This window comes from Alcanivorax sp. REN37 (assembly GCF_041102775.1).
GTDB classification, from domain to species: Bacteria; Pseudomonadota; Gammaproteobacteria; order Pseudomonadales; family Alcanivoracaceae; genus Isoalcanivorax; species Isoalcanivorax beigongshangi.
Genome location: NZ_JBGCUO010000001.1, coordinates 396,394 through 422,000, shown reverse-complemented (window position 1 = coordinate 422,000; position 25,607 = coordinate 396,394). Strand labels below are relative to the sequence as shown.

The following is a 25,607-nucleotide window of genomic DNA, read 5'->3' as shown; positions in this document are numbered from 1 at the left end:
CTCTCAACCGGCGCGATGCGCCTCCATCAGTTCGATGAAATGATCGAACAATGGTGCCGCATCTTGCGGCCCCGGCCCGGCTTCCGGATGACCCTGGAAGCTGAAAGCCGGCTTATCGGTGCGGTGGATGCCCTGCAGCGAGCCATCGAACAGCGACACATGGGTCACGCGCAGCGTGTCCGGCAGGCTGTCGGGGTCCACATCAAAACCGTGGTTCTGGCTGGTGATCATCACCGTGCGGTCGTCGAGATCCTGCACCGGATGGTTGGCACCGTGGTGACCGAATTTCATCTTGCGGGTCTGGGCACCACTGGCCAGCGCCAACAGCTGATGACCAAGGCAGATACCGAACAGCGGCAGCCCTTGCTCCAACAGCTCCTGAATAGCGCTGATGGCGTAGGTGCAAGGCTCTGGATCGCCAGGGCCATTGGACAGGAACACGCCGTCCGGCTGCAGCGCCAACACCTCGCTGGCAGGCGTTTGCGCCGGCACCACCGTCAGGCGGCAACCGCGGTCCACCAACATGCGCAGGATGTTGCGCTTGGCGCCGTAGTCGTAAGCCACCACGTGGAAGCGGCTGTCTTCGGGCTCGTGGTAGCCCTCACCGAGGGTCCAGCCACCGCTCTGCCACTGGTACTGCTCAGCGGTGCTGACCACTTTGGCGAGATCCATGCCAGCCAGGCCAGCAAAGCCGCGGGCCGCAGCCAGCGCAGCTTCTTCGGTGACGCCGTCGCCGGCCAAAATGGCACCGCTTTGCGCGCCTTTCTCACGCAGAATGCGGGTCAGTCGGCGGGTGTCGATGTCGGCAATGCCGATCACGCCCTGCGCAGCCAAGTAGTCCGGCAGTGATTGCTCGGCTCGCCAGCTGCTGACGGTCATGGACAGATCGCGGATCACCAAGCCGGTGGCCCAGATGCGGGGGGATTCCTGGTCTTCCGAATTGACGCCGGTGTTGCCGATGTGTGGGTAGGTCAGGGTGACAATTTGCTGGGCATAAGATGGATCGGTCAGGATCTCCTGATAGCCGGTGAGGGAAGTGTTGAACACCACTTCACCTGCGGCTTGTCCCGTGGCGCCGATGGAGACGCCGCGGAAGATGCTGCCGTCTTCCAGCGCCAAAATGGCCGGTACCGTCAACGCAACCTCCAGAATGTCGAGCTAAAACTGATAAGGAAAGGGCAGGAGATTCCCGAACAGCGCGTGCGCAAAAAAGCGAGATGGAGTGTTCCACCTCGCTCTGGGTCGAAATCGTTGCTGCCAGCCGCACCGCCAGCCCTTCAAGGCGGGGAGCTATTTTAGGGACAATCGGCCCGTTACGCCACCTCGACGAACGCGTCGCGGCGGCGCAGCGTGAAAAAAATCGCTGGACCGCTGCGGCACTGCTCAGTCACGCAGCGCCAGCACGTCCATCATGTCGTACACACCGGGGCCACGACCGGCCACCCAGCCGGCGGCGCGCACCGCGCCACGGGCAAAGTTCATGCGGCTGGTGGCCTTATGGGTGATCTCTACCCGCTCGCCATCCGCGGCAAACATGACCGTGTGCTCGCCGACAATATCGCCGGCGCGAATGGTCTCGAAACCGATGGTTTGGCGCTCGCGGGCGCCGGTGCGGCCCTCTCGACCGTAGACCGCGCAGGTTTTCAGGTCACGGCCGAGCGCGTCAGCAACCACTTCTCCCATCGCCAGCGCGGTGCCGGACGGGGCGTCGATCTTATGACGGTGATGCGCTTCGATGATCTCAATGTCGACCTCGTCGCCCAACACCCGGGCGGCGGTGTCGAGCAACTTCAGGCACAGCGTCACGCCCACCGAATAGTTGGCCGCGAACACAACGGCGATGTCGGCACTGGCGGCCTGCAACGCGGCTTTTTGCTCATCGGTCAGGCCGGTGGTGCCGATCACCAGCGGCGTGCCGCGCTCACGGCAGGCTTGCAGGTGATGCATGGTGGCTTCCGGCAGGGTGAAGTCGATGAACACGTCCACCGCAGCAGTCACCGCACCGATGTCGTCCACCACGGTCACACCGCAACGGCCAATGCCGGCCATCTCGCCGGCGTCCGCGCCGACCAAAGAACTGCCCGGGGCGTCCACGGCTGCAGCCAGGGTCAGACCGTCCTGGGCGTGCACCGCCTCGATCAGGGTGCGGCCCATGCGGCCGGCGGCGCCCAAGATACCTACTTTCATGTTCTGTCCCCGTGGCGATATATGTGCGAAGCGGCAAGGCTACCGCGTCGGCAGAGCAAGTCAAAGCGGCTCAATCTTCGTGCTCACCGGTGCAGATGTCGCCCTCGGTACTGCCTGGACGCGGCGGCACCAGATCGCGCTTGGCACGCCGATCGCGGGAGACCGCCGCCTGCATCAACATCATGGTGGTTACCGGCGCGGTCATCAGCACCATCACCGTGATCAGCAACTCCTGCAGCACTGGGCGACCGAACTGCACCGAGAAATACAACATCGAGGCGATCAGTACACAGCCGGCGGCCAGGGTGTGGATCATCGAGGGGCCATGGATGCGCTGATAGAAATTGGACAGCCGCACCAAGCCCATGCCGCCGGACAACGCCAGCACTGCCGCCAACACCAGCAACAGACCCACCGGGATCGCCAGCGCCAGCGGTACCGCAGACAAGCTCATTCGATCACCTCGCCACGCAGCAGGAATTTGGCCATCGCCACCGAGCCGACAAACCCCAACAGCGCCATCAGCAGTGCGATATCAAAGTAGACCCGAGTGCCGGCCTGCATGCCTTGCAGCAACACCAGCAGCATCGCGCCCAAATAAAGTGTATCCAGCGCCGTCACCCGGTCCTGAGCGGTGGGGCCGCGCAGCAGGCGCCACAGCGAACACAGCATGGCGATCGCTAGACAGGCATTGACCAGATACCACACTGGCATCAGCGACACGGTCATTCGAAGATCTCCATCAATGGCCGCTCGTAGCGGGTCTTGATCAGGGTCGCCCAGGCGTCTTCGTCGTCCAGGTCGAGCACATGGATCATCAGCAGGCGGCGATCCTCGCTCAGCTCTACCCAAGCGGTACCAGGGGTGGAGCTGATGATGCAGCTCAACACCGCCAATCCGTGCGGCGAACGCAGCTCCAGCGGTAGCGTCATGAAGCCGGAACGGCAGCGTTTTTCGCGGCGACCCCAGATCACCCCGGTGACCTGAATGCAGGACTGCACGATGTCATGGGTCACCACGCAGGCCAGTTTCAGCGCCACGCCGAGGCGACGCACCTTGCGCGCCCGCACCGGTTGCATGCGGCGAGTAGCGGCGGGAATGCCCCACGCCAGCAGCGCGCCGAGCAGAATCTGGCCCACCGAGAAGCTGTCATTGAGCAGCAACCACATCACCAGCAGGAACGCCGACATCAACGGGAACGGCAACCAACGCTTGATCATGGCTGCTCTCCCCGCCATGGCTGCTGCCCAACCACCGATTGCATCAGGTCGTCGACCTGATAAAGACCGGCAGCAGTGCGTGCCAGGTAGCTGCCCACCGGACCGGCCGCCACCGTCAGGCCGAGACAGGCCACCAGCAGGGCCGCCACCGGCGCGGCTTCAATCACCCGCAGCCGCGGTCGGCGCAGGTGGGCGGGTACCCAGAACAAACGGATGCCGAGCCGCATCAACGCCACCACCGCTGCCAAACCAGAGACAATCAGCAGCGTCAGGAACACCCACTGACCCACATCAGGCGTTTCCAGCATGGCGGCCATCAGCGCAAACTTGCCGACAAAACTGGCCAGTGGTGGCAGTCCGGACAGCACCAGCGCGCAGAGAATGAAGTTCAGGCCGAGGAAGGCGAACGCCGCCGGAATCACTACGCCTACATCCTCACCTTCCGGCAGCACCATGCCTTCCGCCTCGAACGCCTCCTGGGTCACCGCCAGCAGGTTGGCGCCGAAATCACGGATCCGTTCCAGCAATTCGATCAACAGGAAGAAGGCGCCGATCGCCAACGTCGACGCCAGCATGTAGTACAGCGTGGCGGTGGTGGCCACTTCGGTACGCAGCGCCAACCCGGCCAGCAACGTGCCCGACGATGCCACCACGCTAAAGCCGGCAAAGCGACGAAAATCCGCCGCCGACAGCAGCCCGAACGTCGCCACCGCCAGCGTCGCCAGACCGATCCACAGTAAGGCGTTGCCGCCGAAACCGGCCGACACCCCGGCCTCATCAGAAAACATCAGCAACCACAGCCGCATCACCACATACAGCCCGACCTTGGTCATGATCGCGAACATCGCCGCCACTGGCGGCGTGGCAGCGCCGTAACTGCCCGGCAACCACAGGTTCAGCGGCCACACCGCCGCCTTGAGCAGGAAGGCCACTGCCAAAATGGCGGCGCCGGTTTCCAGCAGATGGCGATCAGTGGCGCTCATCTGGCCGACTTTGCTGGCCACATCAGACATATTCAGCGACCCAGTGGCGGCATACAGCAGCGCCACGCCGATCAGGAACACCGACGATGCTGCCAGGTTCATCGCTACGTAGCGCAGCCCGTGGCGCACCCGGCGCTTGCCGGAACCGTGCAGCAGCAGGCCATAGGAGGCCGCCAGCATCACCTCGAAGAACACGAACAGGTTGAACAGGTCATGGGTGAGGAAAGCGCCGTTAACGCCGGCGATCAAGAACAAGCTCAGCGCATAAAAGTGCACCCCGACCCGATCCCAGCGCGCCACCGAATACAGCAACGCCGCCGAAAAAATACCGCCGGCCAGCACCAGCATCAGCGCCGACAACCGGTCCACCACCAGCGCAATGCCGAACGGCACCTTCCAGTTGCCGACCAAATAGGTCATCGCCGGCACCCCACCGGGCATTTGATCCGCCTGCCACAGCAGCACCATCGCCGACAGCCAGGACAGCAGCGCCGCGCCCAGCGCGATGCTGACTTTCCGGCGCCGCCACTGCTCTTCGATGCCCACCAGCAACGCACCGGCTAACAGCGGAATCAGGATCGGCGCCATGATCAGATGATCGAGGAGGTTCATTCGCTGTCCTCCTCTTTGCCGTCCACATGGTCAGTACCGGTAAGGCCGCGCGCGGCCAGCAGCACCACCAAGAACAGGGCGGTCATGGCAAAGCCGATCACGATGGCGGTCAACACCAACGCCTGCGGCACCGGATCGGCATAGGGACCGCCGGCCTCAGTGATCACCGGCGACAGATGGCGGTTGAGGCCGCCCATGGCAAAGATGAACAGGTTCACCGCATAGGACAGCAGCGACAGGCCCATGATTACCTGGAAGGTCCGCGGCCGTAGCAGCAGGTACACACCGGCGCCGCTGAGCACACCGATGGCAATCGCCAATATCAGTTCCATCGGATCGCCCCCCGCTGCTCACTTTGCTGTTCCACTTGCTGCTGCTTGATCACGCCACGGTGGCCACGCACCGACTGGTGACCGAGCGCGATCAGCATCAATACGGTGGCGCCAACCACCAGCGAGAACACACCAAGGTCGAACCAGAACGCACTGGGCAACGGCACTTCTCCGAGGATCGGCAGCACCGGATGCGGCGAGTAACTGGTCAGGAACGGGTAACCCAGTACCCAAGAACCGAGGCCCGTGACACCGGCCAGCAGCAATCCAGTACGTACCCAGCGGTGCGGGCGGATCGGCAGGTTGGCTTCTACCCAGCGGGTGCCACCGACCATGTATTGCAGGATGATCGCCACCGACATGGTCAAGCCGGCCACAAAGCCGCCACCGGGCAGGTTGTGGCCGCGCATCAGCAGGTACACCGCCACCACCATCAACACCGGCATCAGCGCCCGCATGAACAGCCCCGGCACCAGCAACGGGCCGTGCTCGGCCATTTCTTCTGGAGTCAGGTCCGGCGGATCATTGGCTTGCTGCGGCAGCAGTAGGCTTTCTTGGGCCGGGCGGAAACGGCGCAGCAGCGCATAGACGGTGAGCGCCACAATGCCCAGCACGGTGATTTCGCCGAAGGTATCGAAACCGCGGAAATCCACCAGAATCACGTTGACCACGTTGGTGCCGCCGCCTTCCGGTAACGCGCGTTCCAAGAAGAAGCGGGCGATGCTTTCCGGGTCCGGGCGCACCAATACCAAATAGGCGAGCAGCGCCATGCCGCTACCGGCTACCAGTGCAATGATCAGATCCCGCCCGCGCCGCAAGCGGTCACGCAGCGATGGCCGCAAACCGAATACCGACGGCGGCAAGCGCCGTGGCAGCCAGCGCAGGCCAAGCAGAATCAGCACCGTGGTCACCACCTCCACCACCAACTGCGTCAGCGCCAGGTCCGGCGCCGAGAACCACATGAAGGTCATGCACACCACCAGCCCTGTGCCGCCCAGCAGCGCCAACGCCGCCAGCCGGTGGTACTTGGCCATCCAGGCGGTGGCCAGCGCACAGATGGCGCCGATCAGCCACAGCACTGCAAACAGAGGATCGATTGGCGCCGAGGGCTCACGCACTTCCACCAATCCGCGCAGCGACGGCAACACCGCCGCGATCAGCACCACGATCACCAATGCCCGCAACTGCGCCTGCAGGCCAGCACGGCTGAGGCGGCCACTGAGGCGCCCGGCCAAGCTGGTCAGCCCCCACAGGATCTGTTCAAACAAGCGCTGGCCATCGAAGCGATGCAGCAGCGGCTCGTGGGGCCGCTGCCCCAGTGGCCGACGCAGTTCCATGGCGGTGTACAGCAGCACACCGCCGACCAAGGCTACACAACTCATGACCAGCGCGGGGTTGATGCCGTGCCACAGCGACAGGCTGTAGGTCGGCGCTTGGCTGCCGAGCACCGCCGTCACCGCGTGGTGCAGGAACGGGCCGACGGTGAAGGCCGGCAGCATACCCACCAGCAAGCACATCAGCACCAGCAGCTCGACCGGGAAGCGCATCCAGTAGGGCGGCTCGTGGGGCGTTTTGGGCAGCTCCGGGTGCCGCTTGCGGAAGAACACTTCGACGATGAAGCGCAGCGAATAGGTCACGCTGAACAAACCGGCCAGTGTCGCCGCCAGCGGCAGTGGCCAGTGGCTGGCCCAATCCACGGTTTCGGCGAAGAACATTTCTTTTGACAGGAAACCGTTCAACAGCGGCACCCCCGCCATCGCCGCCGCCGCCACCATCGCCAACGTGGCGGTGACCGGCATCAGTTGACGCAGGCCGCCGAGCACACGCAGGTCACGGGTGCCGGTTTCGTGGTCGATGATGCCTGCCGACATGAACAGCGACGCCTTGAAGGTGGCGTGGTTGAGGGTATGGAACACCGCCGCCACCAACCCCAGCGGACTGCCCATGCCGAGCAGCAAAGTAATCAAGCCGAGGTGAGAAATGGTCGAGTACGCCAGCAGCCCTTTCAGGTCCTGCTGGAAAATCGCGAGGAAGGCACCAAGCAACAGCGTGATCAAACCCGCACCGCCGATCAGCCACACCCATTCCTCGGTGCCGGCCAACACCGGCCACAGCCGCATCAGCAGGAACACGCCAGCTTTCACCATGGTCGCCGAGTGCAGGAATGCCGACACCGGGGTCGGCGCCGCCATCGCCCGTGGCAGCCAGAAGTGGAACGGGAACTGCGCGCTCTTGGTCAGCGCTCCCAAGGCCACCAGCACCAAGGTCGGCAGATACCAATCGTGCGCCTTGATCAGATCACCGCGCGCCAGCACCACATCCAAATCGTAGCTGCCGGCCATGCGACCGAGCATTACCAGCCCCACCAGCAGACACAAGCCACCGGTGGCCGTCACTGTGAATGACATGCGTGCACCACGGCGCGCATCCGCGCGGTGGTACCAGTAGGCAATCAACATGAACGAGGTGAGGCTGGTCAGCTCCCAAAACAGCGCCAGCTGAATCAGGTTGCCGGACAACACCACGCCGAGCATGGCGCCCATGAACGCCAGCAAGAACGAGAAGAAACGCGCCACCGGATCGGCTGGATCAAGGTAGTAGCGGGCATACACCACCACCAGCACCGCGATACCTGATACCAGCGTCGAGAACAGCCAGGCCAGGCCGTCCATGCGGAAGATCAGCTCCAGCCCGATCTCCGGCCACCACGACACCACCGCGCGCAGCGGTCCCTCGGCATCGGCCATGGCCGGGTACAAGGAGATATTCAGCGCGAGGCAGCCAAGCGCCACCAAGCCCGCCCACCACGCTTCGAAGTTACGCGCGTTGGTCGGCAGGCAGGCGGCCACCAGACTGCCCAAAAAAGGCAGCAATACGATCAGGATCAACGACATGCGGCACACTCAGTCGGAGCGCTCTCCGGCATTTCAGCCGTCCCGCCCGGCAGCTCGGACCACCGACCACGACAGATTTCAGCGTGTGTACGCTGTCCCTGGAACCCTCTCCAGGGCGCTTCGCCGCACCCATTGGCGGGGCTGGCAGAAGCAGATGCGAATGGAGAACTGACGGTTGCAAAAGCGGGCTCGCAAAACCGGCGCGCCCAAAAAGATCGGGTGAATGTAACGGAAAACCCCGCTCCAGATAAAGAGCCGGGAGAAAAAACAGTTAAAAAACCACAGCTTGCCGACCCCGTTCGCGTTCACCGCAACGCAGTCATGGCAACCGCGCAACGCCGTGCTATAACTCGCGCAACCGATGTTGCAGCCGGCTCTGATGCCGCTGCGCCCACATAAGGACTCCCGCATGAAGCACCTGCTCGCCCCCCTGCTGCTGACCAGCGTCCTCGCAGCGCCAGCTTTCGCCGACGACCGCCTGCCGCACACGCCCCGCGCCGGACTCTGGGAAGCGACGGTGGACATGAGTGTCGATGGCGTGCCGTTCGATCCGCTGGAAGCGCTGCGCGGTGCCCGTGAGCAGCTGCTGCAATACCTGCCTCCGGAACAGCAAGCTGCCCTGTCCGCCGCACTTGGCGAGCAGGGCCAAGCGCCGCGCGTGTGTCTGACCAAGGACAACGTTGCCAACGCCAACACGGTGGAATACTGGCTGGAAGAATTCGAATCGGAAATGGACGGCTGCACCTTCACCTCCGCCGGGCGCAACGGCGCCACGCTCAAGGTCACCGGTCAGTGTGATGGCCAGAGCGGCTTTAAAGGCCAGCTCGACGGGACCCTGAACATGCCCGACGACCGCTCGGTGAACACCGTGCTGCAAGGCAAGGGCGAAGTGCGTTTGGAAGCGCTGGGCATGCCGGGCGCCTCCAGCGGTCTGCGTCAGTACCGCATCGCGGTGAATTCTCGCTTCGTGCAGCAGGACTGTGCCGGCGTGCCGGCGCTCAACTGATCCTGCTGGACTGCCCGCCGACCGGCGGGCAGTCGCTCATTCCTCGGCGCGTCCGCGCCAACGCCGTACCCAGAACAGTTCTTGGCGCCGTACCGCCTTGCGGAAGAACTCGTCCTCACCGCTGAGCGGCCACTGTCGCCCGGTGAGCCGTCTCTGAATGGCCCGCCGCAGCCGGATCTTGGCTGACAGCGGTGTTTGCAGATCGTGCTGCATGCGCAGCGCCATTGCCTTGTCGCACTGCGCCGCCGCCGACAGCCCCGGACTCCAAAGCGGGTCCGCCGGCAGGGGCTCCAGCGCTGGCGGCAGCGGTACGCTGGCACCGGCCGGGCCCATTGGCCAGCGGTCATTGTCATGCAGGTGGTTGGCATACAGCAGCCATTGCTGCGGCTGCCATGCGGTGTTGGCCAGCGCCTCTTCCAACGCACGCGTGGTGAAGATGTGATCCGGATGTGGGTCTAGCTCCGGGTGGGGCGTCACCACGGTATGCGGGCGCTCACGCTCAATCAGTGCCGCCAAATCCGCCACCAAGTTGCGCCAGGTGGGAGCGCCATCTTGGTCGCCGGGGAGCGCCGCCGGATTGTGCCGGCGCACGCTGCGGATATCGCACTCACCGGACTCACGCGAGCCCTGCGGCTGGTCCGGAGCAGCGGCCATCGCCGGCAGCTGCAGGCAGTAATAACCCAGCTGCCAGCAGCGCGCCGCCGGCACCCCACCCCACAGTGGGATGGCGAGGCTGTCCCAGCTGCGCAGTCGGCCTTTTAAGATCGCGGCCTGTGCTGGTGACAGCCCGAGGCGCTGAAAATCACCGGCCTCGATTTCGCCTTGGGTCAAGGTCACCAGCGTGGCCGCCGCCGCGCGCTGGTACAGCCCAAACGCGGCCAGCTCGGCGTCATCAGCATGCGGGGCAAGAATCATCAGCGGTTGCTGGCTGCAATCTGCTTCGGCAAAACCGATCAGCTCGAACGGCCCTTGCAGGCGCAGGTGTCGACCGCGCAACGCCAAGCCGTCACCGCGCAGCGCCGGCAAATGGGCGGACAGGTTGAGGTAGCGGCGCCCGGCGGCACCGCGCTCGAACGCCTGTACATCATCGCTGCCGACCAGCACCGCCGGCTCCCGCAACCGCCCCAGACCACGGCCGGTGACAGTCACGGCCAAGAACAGGGTGTTGATGTCGTCTGGCAGCGCGCCGGTGAGCCGCAAGCGACCGTGCTCCAATACCGCGTCCGCACGCCAGGCCGAGGCCGGAAAGTCATAGCGGTAATCGCTGTCCGGTGCATAGAACAGGTGATCCGCCAACCACGCTTCATGGGCCACCCACAGCAGCAGCAAGCCCAGCACCGCCCACCAGGGCCCGGCACTGAGACCCACCGCCACCAACACAAGTAGTGCGCTGTACAGTAGTAGCCGCTTGCGGCGACGGTGTCGGGCCAGCAGCGCCTGCTTGCGCGACACTACCATCGGCCCACCTCATAGGCCGGCACCCGGTGGCACCAGCGCTCTTTGTATTCTTGGTCGAAGCGGCCGAAGGAATAGCGCAGCGCTTTGCCCTGACTGCGGGCATAGTCCCACTCGGCCTGGGTATTGAGGAAACTGAGTACGCTGCCGGGGCTGAAGTCCTTCTGCTCCGGATCCACGCCGCCGTTGATGTATTCCACGCTGACCCACTGCGGCGATTCCACCCGGTACAGAATCTGAATCGCCACCGGCGCGCCATCGCGGAACATCACTGAGCCCACCATCCACTCACGCAGCAGCGTGAACACCTGCTCCAAATGCGGCGCACCGGCGGCAGCGAACCCCCAGCGGCGCTGGAACAAATCGCGGTAAATTTCCGCCAATTGCGCCGGCGATAGCTCCTGCACCGGCGTCAGCACGCCGCCGGACTCTTCCAGCAAGCGCCATTCGCGGCGCTGGTTGTAGCGGAACTTACGGCTGTATTCCTCTGGCTCACGGGCCAGCGCCAGATCGTCCGCTTGCGGACGTGCGTCAGTGAGGGCTTCGATGCGCGGCGCACCGAGGAACTGGCCGCGGTGGCGCAATGCCACGCGTGTCTCGGCGGCCATCGGCAGAATGATTTCGGCATTACCGAGGTCGAACAAATCGCGCTTATTCCAGCGCTTGAGCAGCTTGCGCGACAACGCCAAGTGGCGACCCCAGACCGCCACCGCACCGGTGGGCGCAGCGGCCGGCCCGCACGCCAAGTAGCGCACCGGCGCTTTCGCCAGCGCGGACAGACGCGCGACGAACTCCGGATGCGTGGCCACACTGCCGCCGTATTGGTTCCACAGCTGTTCATAGGTGGCAGCATCCACCGCATGCCAGCCGTGTTCGCGGTAGGCACTCAGCAAGGTCAGCATGTTCGGATTCCGTACAGGGCCCGATCTGGGCCGGGGATCAAAGTGCGGCCACTGTAGCAAAGTGGCGCAACGCCGGGAAAGGCGCGCAAAAGACTGCGGACGCCGAGGCGTCCGCAGGGTCAGGTCAGAGGCCGTCGAAGAAGCGTTTAACGCCTTCGAACCAGCTACTGTTGCGAGGGTTGTGACGCTTGCCACCCTTGGTGAGCGAGTCTTGGAACTGACGCAACAGGTCTTTCTGCTCGCCGGTCAAGCTCACCGGCGTTTCCACCACCACCCGACACAGCAGGTCGCCGGGGCCACCGCCGCGTACCGAGGTGACGCCTTTGCCGCGCAGGCGGAACATTTTCCCAGTCTGAGTTTCCGCCGGCACTTTCAGCTTCACACGACCATTCAGGGTCGGCACTTCCAACTCGCCGCCCAATGTGGCGTCGACAAACGACACCGGCACTTCGCAGTACAGGTCATTGCCATCGCGGGTGAAGATATCGTGGTCACGCACCGAAATCTGCACGTACAGATCGCCGGACGGCGCACCGTGGGCACCGGCTTCGCCCTCACCCGCCAAGCGGATGCGGTCACCGGTATCGACACCGGCCGGGATCTTCACGGACAGCGTTTTGGTGGTCTGCACGCGGCCTTGGCCGTGGCAGCCGCCACAGGGATTCTTGATGGTCTGGCCACTGCCATGGCAGGTCGGGCACGCCTGCTGCACGGTGAAGAACCCTTGCTGCATGCGCACTTGGCCGACGCCGCCACAGGTCTGACAGGTCACCGGCGCTTCGCCGTTGCGGGCGCCGCTGCCGTTGCACTGTTCACAGCTGGTCCAGGTCGGCACGCGAATTTTTTCTTCGGTGCCGCGGACGGCCTGCTCCAGCGTCAGTTCCAGCGTGTAGCGCAGGTCCGCGCCACGAGCGGGGCCACGCCGACGGCCGCCACCGCCGCCACCAAAAATGTCGCCAAAAATATCGCCAAAGATGTCGCCGAACCCGGCGCCACCGGCACCGCCACCACCGCCAAAGCCGCCCTGGGCGTTGACGCCGTCGTGCCCAAAGCGGTCGTAGGCCGCGCGCTTGTCGTCATCGGACAGCACTTCGTAGGCCTCTTTGACCTCTTTGAATTGCTCTTCAGCGTCGGCGTTGCCCTGGTTGCGGTCAGGGTGATATTTCATGGCCAACCGACGGTAGGCTTTTTTGATGTCCTGGGCGTCGGCGTCTTTGGCCACGCCGAGCACTTCATAGTAGTCCCGTTTTGACATGGTTCTGGCCTTCCACTAAGCACCCGGAGGTCAACCCGAATGCACTTTACCGGCACGGGAGCCAGGCTCCCCGATCGTCGCGCCCGTCACGCAGGACGCCGGGCAAAGCCCGGCGTCCTTGGCGTGGGTGCAACCACGACGACTTATTTCTTGTCGTCTTTCACTTCTTCGAACTCGGCATCGACCACGTCATCCTGGCCGGCGTTGCCGCCTTCCGGTTCCGCGCCCGGCTGCTGCTGAGCTGCTTCAGCGTAAAGGCGCTGAGCCAGGCTGCCAGAGGCATCGGACAGCGCTTTGGTGGCGCTTTCGATGGCGTCTTTGTCGCTGCCCTTGAGCACCGCTTCCAAACCTTCGATGGCTTGGTTAATGGCGCCCTTCTCCTCGTCGGTGGCCTTGTCGCCGGCCTCTTCGAGGGTCTTGCGGGTCGCGTGGATCAGATGGTCGCCTTGGTTGCGGGCCTGTACCAGCTCTTCGAATTTCTTGTCTTCGTCGGCGTGGGTTTCGGCATCGCGCACCATTTGCTCGACTTCTTCGTCGCTCAGACCAGAAGAAGCCTTGATCTGGATCGACTGTTCCTTACCGGTGGCCTTGTCCTTCGCGCTCACCTGCAAAATACCGTTGGCGTCGATATCAAAAGTCACTTCAATCTGCGGCACGCCGCGTGCGGCAGCGGGGATGCCTTCCAGGTTGAACTGGCCCAGCGACTTGTTCTGAGCCGCTTGTTTGCGCTCGCCCTGCAGCACATGAACGGTCACAGCAGACTGATTGTCATCGGCGGTGGAGAACACCTGCGATGCCTTAGTCGGGATGGTGGTGTTCTTCTCGATGATCGACGTCATCACACCGCCCATGGTTTCGATACCCAGCGTCAGCGGGGTCACATCCAGCAACAGCACGTCGGTGACGTCACCAGACAGCACCGCACCCTGAATCGCCGCGCCCATTGCCACCGCTTCGTCCGGGTTCACGTCCTTGCGCGGCTCTTTGCCGAAGAACTCTGCCACCTGCTTCTGCACCATCGGCATGCGGGTCTGGCCACCGACCAGAATCACGTCGGTGATGTCGGCCGGTTTCAGGCCAGCATCCGCCAACGCGGTGCGGCACGGCTCCAATGAGCGCGCCACCAGACCTTCCACCAGCGACTCCAGCTTGGCGCGGGTCACTTTCACCACCAAGTGCTTGGGACCGGTGGCATCGGCGGTGATGTAAGGCAGGTTCACTTCGGTGTGCTCGCCGGAAGACAGTTCAATCTTGGCTTTTTCGGCCGCTTCCTTCAGGCGCTGCATCGCCAGCGGATCGCCGCTCAGGGTGATGCCGGTGTCTTTCTTGAACTCATCAGCGAGGAAGTTGATCAGCGCCAAGTCGAAGTCCTCACCACCGAGGAAGGTGTCGCCGTTGGTGGCCAACACTTCGAACTGGTGCTCGCCGTCGATTTCCGCGATTTCAATGATCGACACGTCGAAGGTACCGCCACCGAGGTCATACACCGCGATGGTGCGCTCGCCGCCTTTCTTGTCCAGGCCGTAGGCCAGGGCCGCCGCGGTCGGCTCGTTGATGATGCGTTTGACATCAAGACCGGCAATGCGGCCAGCGTCTTTGGTGGCCTGACGCTGGGCGTCGTTGAAGTAGGCCGGCACCGTGACCACCGCCTCGGTCACTTTCTCACCGAGGTAATCTTCGGCGGTTTTCTTCATTTTCATCAGCACCTGCGCAGAGATCTGCGGCGGTGCCAGCTTGTCGCCCTTCACCTCCACCCAGGCGTCGCCGTTGTCGGCTTGGGTGATTTTGTAGGGCACCATGCCGATGTCTTTCTGCACCACGTCGTCGGTGAAGCGACGGCCAATCAGACGCTTCACCGCGAACAAGGTATTGGTCGGGTTGGTCACGGCCTGACGTTTGGCCGCCTGGCCGACCAGGGTTTCTTCATCGGTATAAGCGATGATCGACGGCGTGGTGCGACCGCCTTCGCTGTTCTCGATGACTTTGACTTTATCGCCTTCCAGCACCGCCACGCAGGAGTTGGTGGTACCGAGGTCAATGCCGATGATCTTAGCCATGTCTATTTCTCTCCTTACACGCCGTGGCGATCCCCGAAGGCAATCTGGCACAGCTGAATGGTGTACAACGCAATTAGAATGTCACTGGCACGCTATATGGTGGTCGGCGCGGCGCTTTCAAGGGCCGCCGGCGCTCATTCGCCCTTCGCCACCACCACCCGCGCCGGACGGATCAGGCGACCGCTGAGGCTGTAGCCCTTCTCCAGCACTTCAACCACCGCGTTGGCGGCTTTGCCGGGCACCGGCACCATCGCCATCGCTTCGTGCTGCTCCGGATTGAACTGTTCGCCCTGCGGGTCGATCTGCACGATTTGGAAGCGTCCAAATACGTCGAGCAGCTGCTTGAGCGTCAGCTCGGTGCCTTCACGGGCCACTGACAGCGCCTCATTGTCAGCGTCCAGCGCCGACAGGCCACGCTCCAGCGTGTCGGCAACTGAAATCAGCTCACCGGCGAATTTCTCCAGCGCGAACTTGTGGGCGTTGGCCACATCACGCTCCACCCGCCGGCGCATGTTCTGGATTTCCGCCTGCGCACGCACATCGGCTTCGGCCAGCGCCTTGCGCACCTGGGCCAGCTCGGCTTCCAGTGCGGCGCGCTCGCCGTCGTGGCCGTCAGTGGCGGCGGTGGGCTCTGCGGCGGTATCGGCGCCGTCGTTCAGCGGCACATCGACGTCTGCCGCCGGTGCTTTTTCCTGTTCACTCATGACCTACTCCACACTGCGGGCGGACAGCACGGGCCCGCCCCATCCAGACAAAGGTGGCAACGATATAGGGTTCGTTCGCGCGGATTCAAGAGACGCTGGGTCGATGACGCGCCGGATCAGAGCTTGCCAAGGGTGGCAGAGAGGATGCGGGCGGTGATGTCGACGGTGGGAATCACGCGCTCGTAATCCATGCGCGTGGGCCCAACCACCGCCAGCACGCCGACGGTCATGGCATTGACCTGGTACGGTGCCGCGACCATCGACACCTCATCAAACGCCTGATGCCCAGCTTCGCTACCAATGAAAATCTGCACACCATCAGCACGCTTACTGCGCTCCAACAGGTGCAGGATGTCGCGCTTGTGGGTAAATGCCTCGAACAAATCGCGCATGCGATCGAGGTTGTCGGCCTGCGCCAGCCCCAGCAGGTTGGCTTCGCCGGATACCACATAGTCGCCTTCGGCTTCATCGCCGGTGAGTGCCTTGGCAGCCACGTCCACGGCGGTTTGCATCAGGGCATCCATCTGCGCCTTGTCTGCGCGCAGGGTGCTCAACAAGCCATCGCAGATCTGGTCCAAATTGCAGCCGCCGTAGGTGCGGTTGATGTAATTGGAGGCTTGCTTGAGCTCGGTATCGGAATAATCGCGGTCGGTGTGGATCACCCGGTTTTGCACTTCGGCACGGTTCACCACCAGCACCACCAACACCCGGCGGTCAGACAGCGGCAGAAACTCCACCTGCCGGAGGGTCGCCACGTCGCGGCGCGGCACCACCACCAGCCCGGCCATGCGGGTCAGCTCAGCCAGCGCGCGCGAAGCACGCTGCACCAACTCTTTCGGTGACTGGTCGAGCGGGATCAGCTGCTCAAGCTCATGGCGTAGCGCTTGCGTATGGGACGCTACCGAGGGCGCAGCACGCAACAGCGCGTCCACGTACAGGCGGTAGCCGAGATCGGTCGGCACGCGCCCGGCGGAGGTGTGCGGACTGGCCAACACGCCTAGGTCTTCCAGCTCCGCCATCACATTGCGAATGGTGGCCGGACTCGCTTTGAGGGCACCGGACTCGGCCAGCGCCCGCGATGCCACCGGCTGGCCATCGCGAATATGGCGCTCCACCAGCGCCATCAACAGGCGCTGCTTGCGCTCGGTCAACTCAACCATCAACGACACAATTCCACGTTTATCCAGAGCATTGCCGTCAGTAACGGCAGCGGGCCCCCACCGGACGGCGGGGGCTTACCAAGGCTCGGCGGTTTCCTTATCATGCACAACACTGGCTTTATGGCCAGTAAACCGCATCGCCTGATGCCGCGCATTCTACCGCAGAGAGACACCATGCTCACTCACCTCAGCGTGCACAACATTGCCACCGTGGAGCAGCTGGAGCTGGAACCAGCCGCAGGACTGACCGTGATCACCGGCGAAACTGGCGCCGGCAAATCAGTGTTGATGGACGCGCTGAGCCTCGCGCTGGGAGAGCGGGCCGACAGCACCGTGATCCGCGCCGGGGCCGAACGGGCACAGGTGCAGGCGACATTCGATGTGCGCCAGTTGCCGGCGGTGCGCGCGTGGCTGGAAGAACGCGAACTGGACCAGGGCGACGAGGTGCAACTGCGGCGCACCCTGCGCCCGGACGGGCGCTCACGGGCCTGGATCAATGGCAGCACCATGCCGCTCAACGACATCCGCGAGCTGGGCGATCTGCTAATCAACATCCACAGTCAGCACGAGCACCAGGCGTTGCTGCGCCGCGATGCGCAGCGGGCGTTGCTGGACAGTTTCGCCGGCGCCGACAACGCGGCCGACCGGACCCGCAGCCAGTGGCAGCAATGGCAACAAGCCCGCCAAGCACTGACCAGTGCCCGCGACCAGTCCCGCGAGCAGCACGACCGCATCGAGCTAGTGCGCTTTCAACTGGAAGAATTGGACGCGCTGGCACTGGCGGAAGGCGAATTGGCCGAGCTGGAAGCCGAACACAAACGATTGGGCCACGCCGAATCTCTGATCCGGCTTTGTCAGCAATCACTGGCGTTGCTGTACGAGCAGGATGAACACACCATCAACGATCACCTCAGCCAGGCCTTAGGCTGGCTTGGCGATGCCGCCGAGGACGATCCATCGTTGAATGACGTCGTCGCCAGCGTCGAGTCCGCACGGCTGCAGGTGGAGGCCGCCGCAGACGACCTGCGCCATTATTTGGATCGCCTTGACGTGGACCCCGAGCGATTGGCTGCCACTGAAGAGCGGCTGTCCAACGTTTACGCCCTGGCCCGCAAGCACCGCGTGCGCCCGGAGGAGTTGCCGGAGCGGCACCGCTCGCTGCAGGACGAAGCCCACACGCTGACCCACTTCGACGATCATCTGGCACAACTGGAAGCCAGCGAGGCGGCGGCGGAAAAGCGCTATCAAGACAGCGCCCGCAAACTCAGCACCCAGCGCCGCAAGCAAGCACCGGCCATGGGCCGAGGCATCGAGCGCTACCTGCACGACCTCGGCATCAAGGGCGCACGCTTTGAAGTGAGCCTGACTGCCACCGAACCGCAAGCGGACGGGCTGGAGCAAGTGGAATTCCAGTTCAGTGCCAACCCTGGCCAGCCACTGCGCCCACTGGCGAAAGTCGCCTCCGGTGGCGAGCTGTCGCGGGTCAGCTTGGCAATCCAAGTAATGTGCGCCAAGGTGCTCACGGTACCGAGCTTAGTGTTCGACGAAGTGGATGTGGGCGTGGGAGGCGGTGTGGCGGAGATTGTCGGTCGACTGCTACGCGAGCTCGGACAGCACGCCCAAGTGCTGTGCATCACCCACCAGCCGCAGGTGGCCGCGCTCGGCCATCGCCATTGGCACGTGATCAAACAGCAGAGCCGCACCAGCACTCAAACCCAGATCCAATCTCTCGATACTGAGCAGCGGGTACAGGAGCTGGCGCGTATGGTGGGCGGGCTGGAACTCACCCCCTCCACCCTCGCCCATGCAGAAGAGATGCTAGCCAAGTCCCAAGCTCAGCCCTGATCTCAGGCATAAAAAAACCGCACTCCAAGGTGCGGTTTTTTTATCGGCCGGTGCTTACTTGGGCTTGCGCTTGGGGCGTACGTACAACACCAGCGAGTGCTCAACGATCTCGTAACCGTGCTCTTCGGCAATGATGTGCTGGCGGGACTCGATCACCGGATCGAGGAACTCGATCACGCGCCCGGTATCCAGACATACCATGTGGTCGTGGTGGCCTTCATCGGCCAGTTCGAACACTGCCGAGCCGCCTTCAAAGTTGTGCCGTAGCACAATACCTGCTTGCTCAAACTGGGTCAGAACCCGGTAGACAGTGGCCAAGCCCACGTCTTCGCCGGCATCCATCAACGCCTTATAAATGTCTTCGGCACTCATGTGCCGTTCGGCGGCGTTCTCCAGCTGCTGCAGAATCTTTACCCTTGGCAGGGTCACTTTGAGGCCGGCTCGGCGCAAGTCCTGATGACTGTCCAACGTCGTATCTCCATGGCTGGGGCTGCGGGAACCGGGAACCTTGTGTCCCGAGGGCAAGTCTGTATTATCGCCCGAAGTCACGCGAAAACCAAAAATGATGCAAAGACCTTACAGATTTTCCACCATTGTCCTCTGCTCGCTGCTCGGCGTGACACTGCTCGCGAGCGGCTGCAGCAGCCTGCGCTTCCCGGGCGTTTACCGAATCGACATCCCGCAAGGGAACTTCGTCACCGAGGACATGCTATCTCAGCTTGAGCCCGGTATGAGCGCCGAACAAGTGCGTTATGTACTCGGCCAACCGACCCTGTTGGACCCGTTCACGCCTAACGCCTGGTACTACCCGATGGTGTATCAACCCGGCAAAGGCAAGAAAGTGTCGCAACGCATCGTGGTCCATTTCAGCAACGGCGTGTACGCCTCCCACGAAGGCGAAGTCATCGACGACTTCCGCAGCAAGGTGCGCGGTCAGCAGGACCGAGAGCTTGACCGGCGCTTGCGCGAACAGCAGCGCAACACCACCCAGGCCGATGACGAGCCGGATCAACGCAAGCCTATCGTACCGCCGGCCCAGTCCCCGGACGGGCCTGGCCAGCAGCCCGGCGTGCAGACACGCTGAGCGTTGACTTCGGGCACCATCAGAAAAGCCGGCTAACGCCGGCTTTTTTATGCCTGTTGGTGACGCCTTTGGCGCGGATCGATATGCGGTAGCCGACCAACTCCACCCGCTCCCCCGCCGCAGCACAGGGCGGGCTGGGTCCGCACCAACCGCGCATTGAAGATGCCAATCGAAAGCTGCGCGGAATAGCTAATGGGATCACTCGCCGCCTGCCCCCACACCTGCACCACAATCCTGCACCGTGCTGCCGGCCGACAGTGAGAAACGCACCGCCGGCAGCTCATCAAACCTCACCGAGAGCACGGGGCATCAGCACCCATCACTCGGACTCGGGCAACAGCTCGCCGACACTGTCCACCGCCGGCACATCCGGCGGCGGCAGCTCCTCACCCTCCGGCTGCTCCAGAGCCGGCTGCTCGATGGCCGGCGCCAGTTCCGGTTCGGGCGCTGCCACCGGCTCACCCGCCAGCGCTTTCCACAGTGAAAACACCACCAGCAACACCAACGCCAACGGCGAGAAGATGCGCACCATGGCGCGCCACACCATGTAAATACCGAAGCTCTTCATGTTCAGCTCTTTGCGGGCGTGGGTTTCTTTCAGCACCCAACCGGCAAAGATGGCGATCAAGAAGCCACCCAGCGGCAGCATGATGTTGACCGACACGAAGTCGAGCAGCTCGAAGAAGTTCATCCCGAACAGGGTGTACCCGCTGCCAAGATTGAACGAGAACACCGTTCCCAGCCCCACTACCCAGGCCGCCGCTCCCACCATCAACGATGCTTTGGGACGGCTGATGCCTTTTTCAGTCAACCAAGCAACCGGTGGCTCGGCGATGGAAATCGACGATGTCCACGCGGCGCACAGCACCAACACAAAAAATGCGGTGCCTACCCACATACCACCGAGTACATCAGACAACGCCACCGGCAGCGTGACGAACAACAACCCTGGCCCCTCTCCCGGCGCCAGCCCATGGGCGAACACCACCGGGAAAATCACCAAGCCCGCCACCAGTGCCACCACCGTATCCAGCACTCCCACCAACAGCACGGTGCTGCCGATGGAGACCGGCGTACGCTTGCCGGTGCGCGGGTTGATGGTTTCGCGCGGCATATAAGCGCCGTATGCCATGATGGCGCCGAGCCCGATGCTGAGCGTGAAGAACGAGTGCCCCACCGCGGCAATGACCGAGCTTCCGGAGATCTTGCTGAAATCGAAGCTGAACAAGAACCGCACTGCTTCACCGAAGCCCGGGCTGGTCATGGCATAACCGAACAGAACAATCAGCAGTACGAACAGAATCGGCATCAGCACCCGCGCACTGCGCTCAATGCCTTTGTGGATACCGCGTCCCACCACCCACAGCGTCATCACCATGAACAAGGTATGACCGGCCAGCACCATCCACGGGTTGCCAAGCAGATCGGACAACGCCTGCTGCGCCTCGACGGTGGTGGCGCCCTGCAAGGAGCCGGACGCCATCTTGGCAATGTAGAACAGCACCCAGCCGCCAATCACGGTATAAAACGTCAGCAACAGGAAGCCCGACAAGGCGCCCAGACCACCCACCCAGGCCCAACGACTGCTGACACCACTGTCGCGCGCGAGCTTGCGCATCGAGCTGATCGGGCTCATGCCACCACGTCGGCCAAGCATCACTTCGGCGGTCATGATCGGCAGACCGACCATGATGATGCACAGCAGGTAGACCGCTACGAAGGCACCGCCGCCGTTGGCCCCGGCCATATAAGGGAATTTCCAGATATTGCCGAGCCCCACTGCCGAGCCGGTCGCGGCCAAAATGAACGCGGAGCGAGTGGTCCAGGCTACGCGGGCCGGCGCCTTGCTGTCTGCCATGGTGATCTATCCCGTTGTAAGACGAAGCCGGCATTGTCCCCCAGATGATCTGACGTGCTCAAGTTGACACCTTGCCCTATAATCGCCCGCCTATGAGCACATCCAAGCAAGGCGGTCGTACCGCCGACATCGCAGTCAACCGCAAGGCGCGCCACGAATACTTCCTCGAAGAACGTTTCGAGGCGGGCCTGGTGCTGGAAGGCTGGGAAGTGAAATCGCTGCGCGGCGGCAAGTGCAACCTTTCCGAGGCCTATGTCACGTTGAAGGGGGGAGAGGCGTGGCTGTTCGGCTGCCGCATCGAACCGCTCGGCAGTGCCAGCACTCACGTGCAGGCTGACCCACTGCGGCTGCGCAAGCTGTTGCTCAACCAGCGTGAGTTGGGCCGCATCTTCGGCAGCGTACAGAAACAGGGCATGACTTGCGTGCCGCTGAGCCTCTATTGGAGCAATGGCCGCGCTAAGCTCGAAATCGCGCTTGCCAAGGGCAAGCAGAACTTCGACAAGCGCGCCACCGAGAAGGACCGCGACTGGAACCGCCAGAAGCAGCGGTTGATGCGCAAACGGTCCTGATCCCCGGTCATCGCCCATGAAAAACGGGCCCTTACCTTGCGGTAAGGGCCCGTTTTTCATTGTTGGGGGTGGGGCCGGCGGGGCCGGCACCCATTAGATCAGCTTTTCGTGGTCGCTACCGACTGCACGCGGATCCTTGCGGACCACCCAGTACAGCATCAGCCAGGCGCGCAGCACTGCCGGCAGGAAGAACACACCGAACAGCACCATCGGCATGCGGGCATCGCCACTTGCGGCCTGCACCAGCGCTAAGCCACCCAGGTAGGCAGCCACAGTCACCAGCAGACCCAGAGCCCGGTACAACAGCGGCATGCGGGCAATCGGAGCCAGGGCACGATCCAACGTTGCGGTCATAGATTGCGTGGTTTTCATCTCTCTATCCTCATGTTGCGCCCGACACCGAAGGGTGGGGGTCGCGGTGGTTGGCGCCTCCGTGCTCAACCTGGTGACCTTGGTGAAGAGGGTCCAGTGTTACTTCGCGAGCGAATGCGTGCGCCTGTGTTACGAAAGGTATCATCCACTAAAACGATGCCATTGGAAGCTGTCACCGTCACATTGTCAGACAAGAGCTAGAACAGTTTACGAAGACGACCCTGATTTAACCTTTTCCCACGGCCTGCCGGTTTGGTGTACACTCGGTCGACTGCGGGGCCGACCAGGTTTCGACATTGGTTTTGAACTCTGTGGTGCATGCCGAGAAGGTCACGATTCTCGTAAATCCTTTGTGACAACCTAAAGTAATCGCAAACGACGATTCTTACGCACTGGCAGCCTAATACCCTGCCTACGATCAAGCGACCCAGCCTGTGGGGAAGCGCGATCGGCTAAGCTACACAGGCTCGCGATGCGGTGCGTCCCGCACCAACTCGCTAAAACTTCAGGGACTCGGCTTCTGCATCCTGCCCCTCGGGCCGCAGCGGCTTAAATCAATAGAGAAGGCTAAGCATGTAGATCTGCAGGCGGATGGCTGATGGACGCGGGTTCGATTCCCGCCGGCTCCACCAAACGCACAAAGCGCAAGATGCTGATTTGCAAGGGTTTCCTTGGTCGGCACTTGCGCTTTTTTATTGCCGTGTCGAAGAAGTGTCGATGCATTGCCAAAAAATTCAGAGCAAAACCGCTCACAGCTCCGAATCAAGGGATGGGGCCGCCCATCCCCGTCATCATCACCAGTCGCTTACGGACAGTGAGGCACGCAGCCTTGGCTGCAAGGGGCGCTGCGCTTCTGCCCTTGCAGCCAAGGCTGCGCACCTCCCTTTGCCCGCGCGACCGGCGACGATGACGGGGATGGGCTTAAACGAACATGCAGGTAGCCTCAAACAACCCTCAGTTGGGATGGCATGCTTGAACATGCCCTCGCCCAGCCACTGAGCCATGAGCTTCGTCTGAGCTCGTCTTGATAAAAAATGGCAGGCCGCTCCTTCCGAACCTTGCCTTGACCATCGGCCGGCTTCTCCCATAGCAGCAAGTCAGGATGCTTTCTCCTGAACTCACTCAGATCATTCCCGCACTTTTGGAATGCCAAGCCGGCTGCACGTGCTGCAGACTTCAACGGACTGGACATCCCTAGGTATCGCTGCGTGGCCTGAGCTCTCGTGAACCCGAACGCCATTCCAAACTTAATTGCCAACTTGTCCTGCTTGATCATGCCCGCCTCGCGCAACGTTCATGTATATATGTTCGGTCACATCTTACGCGCCCCAGCATATATATGCATATATATGTGCAAGACATTGATAGCGTTCGAATTTATATCAAATAATCTGTTTTTTATTTTCTTCTTGTAAGACGTGTTACAGGGACGTCTTTCTGGCTAGATTCCGCCGAGGTTCCCACCACCGCGCACAGCCAGCTGGGCCCGCTGCGCGGCATGCCTCGTGCCTCGGCACCGCCATCCCAGCGCGCCCAGCTGGCGCGTGTCGACGAAGTGTCGAACAGAAGCGTGCCTAGCAAGATCTAAGGAGGCGCAATGAAACGTGAATCCCGCATTATTCCAATAACTGACGGCTCACCAGGCTTAAACAGAGGCGTCTTAAGGGGTTCGATTCCCGCCGGCTCCACCAATACTAAAGCCCCAACTGTTATCAGTTGGGGCTTTTTCTTGTCTATTTGCGCCAGTTCCCGCGTGTTGTTGGGTGTTCCTGCGGAAGCCTGCGGACTTCGCCAGCCGCCCGAATTGGCCGTTCCGGGCCACATTCCACTCTCTCCTGGCCATTCCTCGCTCGGGTTCTCCCCCGTTAGCACGGACACTTTCAAGTAAGCTCATATCGAGCAGAAGGAGTGTTCATGTCCAAGCGCAAGAAATACAGTCCCGAATTCAAACGGGAAGCCGTTGATCTGGCTCGCCGTTCAGAGGCCAGTTGCCGCCAAATTGCCCAAGAGATCGGAGTGGCTCCGAGCCTGCTAAGTCGCTGGGTTCGGGAAGCACAGCCGGGACTGGAGACAGCCTTTCCTGGAACAGGAATCCCGCGGGATGAGGAGCTCGCCCGCCTCAAGCGCGAGCTGGCCCGAGTCACCAAGGAACGTGATTTTTTAAAAGACGCGGCAGCGTACTTTGCCAAGGGGGCATCGAGCGGTACACGGTGATCCAGCGCTGCCGCAACGAGTACCCGGTATGATTGATGTGCCGTTGCCTGAAGGTTTCTGCCAGTGGCTATTACGCTTGGCAGGATCGCGAGCCAAGCCCCCGCGCTCAAGACAACGCGCGCCTGGTGAAGCGCATTCGGGAGATTCACGAAGACAGTCGTGGCGTGATTGGAGCGCCGCGCATGCACGAGGATCTTCGTGACGAGGGCGAAACAGTCAGGCTGAACCGCGTCGCTCGCCTGATGGCGGCGGAGCGAATTCAAGGCTGGCCACGCCGGAAACGGCGCGGCTTTGGCCGGGCAAGCAGCGACTGTCCAGCCGGTGTTAAAAACCTGCTGGAGCGTGATTTTTCCGCACAGGAACCGGAGCGCAAGTGGGTTACGGACATCACGGAAATTGCCACCCAGGAAGGCAAACTCTTCCTGTGCGTGGTGCTCGACTTGTACAACAAGCTGCTGGTGGGTTGGTCGATGCATCACCGCCAGGATCGGCAGATGGTGATCCGAGCGGTGGAAATGGCGATCTGGCAACGACAGAGCAGCGGGTCGGTGATCCTGCATTCGGATCGCGGGAGCCAATTCACAAGTGCTGACTACCAACGCTTTCTGAGTCGAAACACGCTGATCTGCAGCATGAGCGCCGTCGGCCATTGCGGCGACAACGCGGCCTGTGAAGGCTTCTTCGGTCAGCTGAAAAGGGAGCGCGTTGCCCATCAGTCATATCGAACCCGTGACGAAGCCCGGGCGGACTTGTTCGACTACATCGAGCGGTTTCATAATCCTCGAATACGTCGTAGAGCCGCCCGACAAAATTTGAAGTTCACAGACCTTTTAAAACCGTCCGTGGAAATGGGGTAGAACCCCCGCATGGAGTGTGGGCGAACGATTGAGCGGAAATA

The 25,607-nt window shown here is 62.5% G+C and carries 21 protein-coding genes, 1 other RNA gene and 1 pseudogene; 6 read left to right on the top strand and 17 right to left on the bottom strand.

Translation table 11 applies throughout. From position 1 onward, the window contains the following. Positions 1-3: 3 nt before the first annotated feature. The 8 genes from carA to AB5I84_RS01795 all read right to left on the bottom strand — a co-directional run bounded on the left by carA (position 4) and on the right by AB5I84_RS01795 (position 8,228). Positions 4-1,137 carry a glutamine-hydrolyzing carbamoyl-phosphate synthase small subunit gene (carA, locus tag AB5I84_RS01830; protein ID WP_369454123.1) on the bottom strand — a complete coding sequence of 378 codons (1,134 nt, stop codon included), beginning with the start codon at positions 1,135-1,137 and terminating at the stop codon, positions 4-6. Between the two features lie 246 nt (positions 1,138-1,383). Further along, complete coding sequence (gene dapB / locus AB5I84_RS01825; protein ID WP_369454122.1) at positions 1,384-2,187, bottom strand: 4-hydroxy-tetrahydrodipicolinate reductase; 804 nt, start codon at positions 2,185-2,187, stop codon at positions 1,384-1,386. A 70-nt stretch (positions 2,188-2,257) separates the two neighbouring features. Beyond that, complete coding sequence (gene mnhG / locus AB5I84_RS01820; RefSeq protein WP_369454121.1) at positions 2,258-2,641, bottom strand: monovalent cation/H(+) antiporter subunit G; 384 nt, start codon at positions 2,639-2,641, stop codon at positions 2,258-2,260. Next, positions 2,638-2,916, bottom strand: a complete 279-nt coding sequence (locus AB5I84_RS01815) for a K+/H+ antiporter subunit F (RefSeq protein WP_369454120.1) — start codon at positions 2,914-2,916, stop codon at positions 2,638-2,640. Before AB5I84_RS01815 ends, mnhG begins: the two co-directional genes overlap by 4 nt. Beyond that, positions 2,913-3,407, bottom strand: a complete 495-nt coding sequence (locus AB5I84_RS01810; protein WP_369454119.1) for a Na+/H+ antiporter subunit E — start codon at positions 3,405-3,407, stop codon at positions 2,913-2,915. Before AB5I84_RS01810 ends, AB5I84_RS01815 begins: the two co-directional genes overlap by 4 nt. Beyond that, on the bottom strand, positions 3,404-5,002 hold the full coding sequence (locus AB5I84_RS01805) for a monovalent cation/H+ antiporter subunit D (protein WP_369454118.1): 1,599 nt from the start codon (positions 5,000-5,002) through the stop codon (positions 3,404-3,406). Before AB5I84_RS01805 ends, AB5I84_RS01810 begins: the two co-directional genes overlap by 4 nt. Next, positions 4,999-5,334, bottom strand: a complete 336-nt coding sequence (locus tag AB5I84_RS01800; RefSeq protein ID WP_369454117.1) for a Na+/H+ antiporter subunit C — start codon at positions 5,332-5,334, stop codon at positions 4,999-5,001. Before AB5I84_RS01800 ends, AB5I84_RS01805 begins: the two co-directional genes overlap by 4 nt. Beyond that, positions 5,325-8,228 (bottom strand): monovalent cation/H+ antiporter subunit A, encoded by a 2,904-nt coding sequence (locus tag AB5I84_RS01795; protein ID WP_369454116.1) that lies wholly within the window; start codon positions 8,226-8,228, stop codon positions 5,325-5,327. The genes AB5I84_RS01800 and AB5I84_RS01795 overlap by 10 nt, the downstream gene beginning before the upstream one ends. 409 nt (positions 8,229-8,637) lie before the next feature. On the opposite strand from AB5I84_RS01795, the gene AB5I84_RS01790 reads away from it, so the two are divergent. Beyond that, the gene (locus AB5I84_RS01790; protein WP_369454115.1) at positions 8,638-9,234 is read left to right on the top strand and encodes a DUF3617 domain-containing protein; all 597 of its coding nucleotides are present in this window, start codon (positions 8,638-8,640) and stop codon (positions 9,232-9,234) included. Positions 9,235-9,270: 36 nt separating this feature from the next. Here AB5I84_RS01790 and AB5I84_RS01785 read toward each other — a convergent pair whose 3' ends face one another. The 6 genes from AB5I84_RS01785 to hrcA all read right to left on the bottom strand — a co-directional run bounded on the left by AB5I84_RS01785 (position 9,271) and on the right by hrcA (position 16,767). Beyond that, positions 9,271-10,692 carry a PIG-L family deacetylase gene (locus AB5I84_RS01785; protein WP_369454114.1) on the bottom strand — a complete coding sequence of 474 codons (1,422 nt, stop codon included), beginning with the start codon at positions 10,690-10,692 and terminating at the stop codon, positions 9,271-9,273. Continuing rightward, positions 10,686-11,591 carry a GNAT family N-acetyltransferase gene (locus AB5I84_RS01780; RefSeq protein ID WP_369454113.1) on the bottom strand — a complete coding sequence of 302 codons (906 nt, stop codon included), beginning with the start codon at positions 11,589-11,591 and terminating at the stop codon, positions 10,686-10,688. Before AB5I84_RS01780 ends, AB5I84_RS01785 begins: the two co-directional genes overlap by 7 nt. Positions 11,592-11,715: 124 nt before the next feature. Next, on the bottom strand, positions 11,716-12,846 hold the full coding sequence (gene dnaJ, locus AB5I84_RS01775) for a molecular chaperone DnaJ (protein WP_369454112.1): 1,131 nt from the start codon (positions 12,844-12,846) through the stop codon (positions 11,716-11,718). A 143-nt stretch (positions 12,847-12,989) separates the two neighbouring features. Beyond that, positions 12,990-14,903, bottom strand: a complete 1,914-nt coding sequence (gene dnaK / locus AB5I84_RS01770) for a molecular chaperone DnaK (protein WP_369454111.1) — start codon at positions 14,901-14,903, stop codon at positions 12,990-12,992. Positions 14,904-15,037: 134 nt separating this feature from the next. Beyond that, a complete protein-coding gene (grpE, locus tag AB5I84_RS01765) occupies positions 15,038-15,607 on the bottom strand; it encodes a nucleotide exchange factor GrpE (protein WP_369454110.1) in 570 nt (189 codons plus the stop codon). Between the two features lie 116 nt (positions 15,608-15,723). After that, on the bottom strand, positions 15,724-16,767 hold the full coding sequence (gene hrcA, locus AB5I84_RS01760; RefSeq protein WP_369454109.1) for a heat-inducible transcriptional repressor HrcA: 1,044 nt from the start codon (positions 16,765-16,767) through the stop codon (positions 15,724-15,726). 174 nt (positions 16,768-16,941) lie between these two features. Between hrcA and recN the strand changes: the two genes are divergently transcribed. Beyond that, positions 16,942-18,612: a DNA repair protein RecN gene (gene recN / locus AB5I84_RS01755; RefSeq protein ID WP_369454108.1), complete on the top strand. Its 1,671-nt coding sequence runs from the start codon at positions 16,942-16,944 to the stop codon at positions 18,610-18,612. 54 nt (positions 18,613-18,666) lie between these two features. Here recN and fur read toward each other — a convergent pair whose 3' ends face one another. Next, on the bottom strand, positions 18,667-19,080 hold the full coding sequence (gene fur / locus AB5I84_RS01750; protein ID WP_369454107.1) for a ferric iron uptake transcriptional regulator: 414 nt from the start codon (positions 19,078-19,080) through the stop codon (positions 18,667-18,669). 262 nt (positions 19,081-19,342) lie between these two features. On the opposite strand from fur, the gene AB5I84_RS01745 reads away from it, so the two are divergent. After that, positions 19,343-19,696 carry an outer membrane protein assembly factor BamE gene (locus AB5I84_RS01745; RefSeq protein WP_439650177.1) on the top strand — a complete coding sequence of 118 codons (354 nt, stop codon included), beginning with the start codon at positions 19,343-19,345 and terminating at the stop codon, positions 19,694-19,696. Between the two features lie 319 nt (positions 19,697-20,015). Here the strand turns inward: AB5I84_RS01745 and AB5I84_RS01740 are convergent, their stop codons facing one another. Then, positions 20,016-21,554: a sodium-dependent transporter gene (locus AB5I84_RS01740; RefSeq protein WP_369454105.1), complete on the bottom strand. Its 1,539-nt coding sequence runs from the start codon at positions 21,552-21,554 to the stop codon at positions 20,016-20,018. A 92-nt stretch (positions 21,555-21,646) separates the two neighbouring features. On the opposite strand from AB5I84_RS01740, the gene smpB reads away from it, so the two are divergent. Then, complete coding sequence (gene smpB / locus AB5I84_RS01735; RefSeq protein ID WP_369454104.1) at positions 21,647-22,123, top strand: SsrA-binding protein SmpB; 477 nt, start codon at positions 21,647-21,649, stop codon at positions 22,121-22,123. A gap of 93 nt (positions 22,124-22,216) precedes the next feature. Here the strand turns inward: smpB and AB5I84_RS01730 are convergent, their stop codons facing one another. Then, entirely contained in the window at positions 22,217-22,495 is a 279-nt protein-coding gene (locus AB5I84_RS01730; RefSeq protein WP_369454103.1) for a hypothetical protein, read from the bottom strand. A 275-nt stretch (positions 22,496-22,770) separates the two neighbouring features. Here AB5I84_RS01730 and ssrA point away from each other — a divergent pair. Then, positions 22,771-23,127: a transfer-messenger RNA gene (gene ssrA, locus AB5I84_RS01725) on the top strand. 1,282 nt (positions 23,128-24,409) lie between these two features. Continuing rightward, a pseudogene (locus AB5I84_RS01720) lies at positions 24,410-25,566 on the top strand (IS3 family transposase). The last annotated feature ends 41 nt before the right edge of the window (positions 25,567-25,607 follow it).